Source organism: Streptomyces sp. NPDC101166 (assembly GCF_044768125.1).
In the GTDB taxonomy this organism is placed as follows: domain Bacteria; phylum Actinomycetota; class Actinomycetes; order Streptomycetales; family Streptomycetaceae; genus Streptomyces.
In genome coordinates this window covers 1-1,199 of record NZ_JBIWPF010000217.1, presented here as the reverse complement: position 1 = coordinate 1,199, position 1,199 = coordinate 1, and the positions used below count along the sequence as shown (strand labels likewise).

Here is a 1,199-nt window from a genome sequence, read left to right as displayed (position 1 = left end):
CTCGCAGGAGCGGGTGTTCATCTTGTGCGGCATGGCCGAGGAGCCGACCTGGCAGGGCTGGAAGCCCTCGGTGACCAGCTCGTGGCCCGCCATCAGGCGAATGGTGTGCGCGAACGAGGACGGGCCCGCGCCCACCTGCACCAGCGCGGAGATCACGTCGTGGTCCAGCGAGCGCGGGTAGATCTGGCCGACGCTGGTGAAGACGTTCGCGAAGCCCAGGTGCTTGGACACCTTCTGCTCCAGCTGCGCCAGCTTGGCCGGGTCGCCGCCGAGCAGGTCCAGCATGTCCTGGGCGGTGCCCATCGGGCCCTTGATGCCGCGCAGCGGGTAGCGGTCGATGAGCTCCCGCAGCCGGGTCAGCGCGATGAGCAATTCATCTGCGGCGGAAGCGAATCGCTTGCCGAGGGTGGTGGCCTGCGCGGCCACGTTGTGCGAGCGGCCCGCCATCACCAGGGTCTGGTACTGGGCAGCGCGCTCGGCCAGCCGCGCCGCGATGGCCACGCCGTGGCGGTATACGTGCTGCAGCGAGAGCCGGATCTGCAGCTGCTCCACATTCTCGGTGAGGTCGCGGGAGGTCATGCCCTTGTGCACGTGCTCGTGCCCGGCAAGCGCGTTGAACTCCTCGATCCGCGCCTTCACGTCGTGGCGGGTGACCCGCTCGCGCTCGGCGATGGACTTCAGATCGACCTGATCGATGACCCGCTCGTAGTCCTCGACGACACCGGCCGGAACATCGATCCCCAGCTCGGCCTGCGCCCGGAGAACCTCGAGCCACAGCCGCCGCTCGAGCACGATCTTGTTCTCGGGCGACCAGAGGTGAACCAGCTCGGGGCTGGCGTAACGGGTGGCGAGGACGTTCGGCACAAGACTCACGTTGTGCCAGTTTACCGGCTGTGTGCTGCGGGTTAAGCCGGTGGGGCGACGATGTCGATGATCTCCAAGAGCGCCCCGCGTGCCATGCGGCGGGGTTGGGGGTCGAACTCACCGAGCGCGGTCACCACCGCCCCATCGACTACCGCCACCAGACGGCGGGTCTGTTCCGGGCGGACCACCCGGTCGGACCGACGCAGGACATCGGTCAGCAGTTCGTCCAGCTGGGCGCGTAGTCGCAGCTGGACCTCTCGTAGTTCGGGGTGGCGGGCCGAGGCGACGGAACGTTCGTAGCGGGCGATCAACTGGCCGCGCGCGTCCTCGTCCTG

At 68.5% G+C, this 1,199-nt stretch carries 1 protein-coding gene and 1 pseudogene; both read right to left on the bottom strand.

All coding sequences use genetic code 11. From position 1 onward, the window contains the following. Positions 1-873: lyase family protein (locus ACIRS4_RS37855; protein WP_404204759.1), on the bottom strand; the 873-nt coding region annotated here is incomplete at its 3' end. Between the two features lie 32 nt (positions 874-905). Next, positions 906-1,199, bottom strand: a pseudogene (locus ACIRS4_RS37850) (TetR family transcriptional regulator); the annotation flags it as partial.